This window comes from Flavisolibacter nicotianae, assembly GCF_003628535.1.
Taxonomy (GTDB): domain Bacteria; phylum Bacteroidota; class Bacteroidia; order Chitinophagales; family Chitinophagaceae; genus Flavisolibacter; species Flavisolibacter nicotianae.
Genome location: NZ_RBCI01000057.1, coordinates 1 through 1119, shown reverse-complemented (window position 1 = coordinate 1119; position 1119 = coordinate 1). Strand labels below are relative to the sequence as shown.

At 48.5% G+C, this 1119-nt stretch carries 1 protein-coding gene and 1 pseudogene; both read left to right on the top strand.

Features of this window, described 5'->3' with window-relative positions; all coding sequences use genetic code 11:
* Window positions 1–129 precede the first annotated feature (129 nt).
* Window positions 130–661 (top strand): annotated as a pseudogene (locus D6024_RS27520) (class 1 fructose-bisphosphatase); the annotation flags it as partial.
* Window positions 641–1119 (top strand): class 1 fructose-bisphosphatase (locus tag D6024_RS27480; protein WP_317125290.1); only part of this gene is annotated, 479 nt, incomplete at its 3' end. The pseudogene D6024_RS27520 and the gene D6024_RS27480, both read left to right, overlap by 21 nt.

Below are 1119 nucleotides of genomic sequence, written 5' to 3'. Positions count from 1 at the left end.
TGGCTGGGCGGTGATGAAAGCGCTGGTGCCAACCTACAAACCGATCGCCGTTGCCTGATCGCAAAAACGTAATTTGCGGTGGACCTTACAGCAGAAGGTAAACAGCAACGAACGAAAACAGAAAATTTTATGCTCAAGTCTTGCATGACACTCGACGAATTCACGATTCAGCAACTACGTCTTTTTCCCGGTGGTACAGGCGAGTTAAGCCGCTTGTTGCGTGACCTTGGCCTTGCGGCAAAGCGAATCAATGCGGAGATTAACAAGGCCGGACTGCAGAATATCCTCGGAACGACGGGAGATGTAAATATCCAGGGTGAAGAAGTGAAACAACTCGACCGCTTCGCCAACGATCAGATGATTGCTGTATTTCGAAGCGGCATGAGCTGTGCAGGTGTGTAGTGAAGAAGAAGATGACATCATTGTGTTTGATGATGAACTAAGTAACCAGAGCAAATACGTTGTGTTGTTCGATCCGCTGGATGGTTCAAGCAATATTGAAACCTGCATTTCCATCGGGACCGTTTTTAGTGTGTTCAAACGGGTGTCCGAACCGGGTAAACCTTGTACAATCGCCGATTTTCTACAAGCCGGTAACAAGCAGGTGGCCGCAGGGTATGTGATTTATGGCTCGTCTACGATGTTTGTATATGCAACCCGGATTGGCGTGAACGGCTTTACACTTGATCCCTCCATCGGCGAGTTTTGTCTCAGCCATCCCGATATGCGGTGCAATGAAAAAGGGACAATGTTTTCGGTAAACCTTGGCATGCTTCGTTTGTTTCCGCCTGCTGTTCAACAATACTTGTCTTATCTGCAGGAACAGGAGGGTGGCCGGCGCTTTACGCTTCGCTATACCGGTAGTCTGGTAGCCGATTTGCACCGAAATCTGATCAAGGGCGGCATTTTTCTTTACCCTTCAACCCAGGACAAAACGAAAGGAAAGTTGCGGTTAATGTATGAGTGCAATCCCTTCGCCTTTGTTTATGCAAAGGCCGGCGGCAAGGCAATAGACGGTGAGCAGGATATTCTTGGTATCATTCCGGAGAGCATTCATCAACGTTCCGTTCTGTACGTGGGCAACACCACAATGATGGATGAGCTGGGATCCGCACTAAA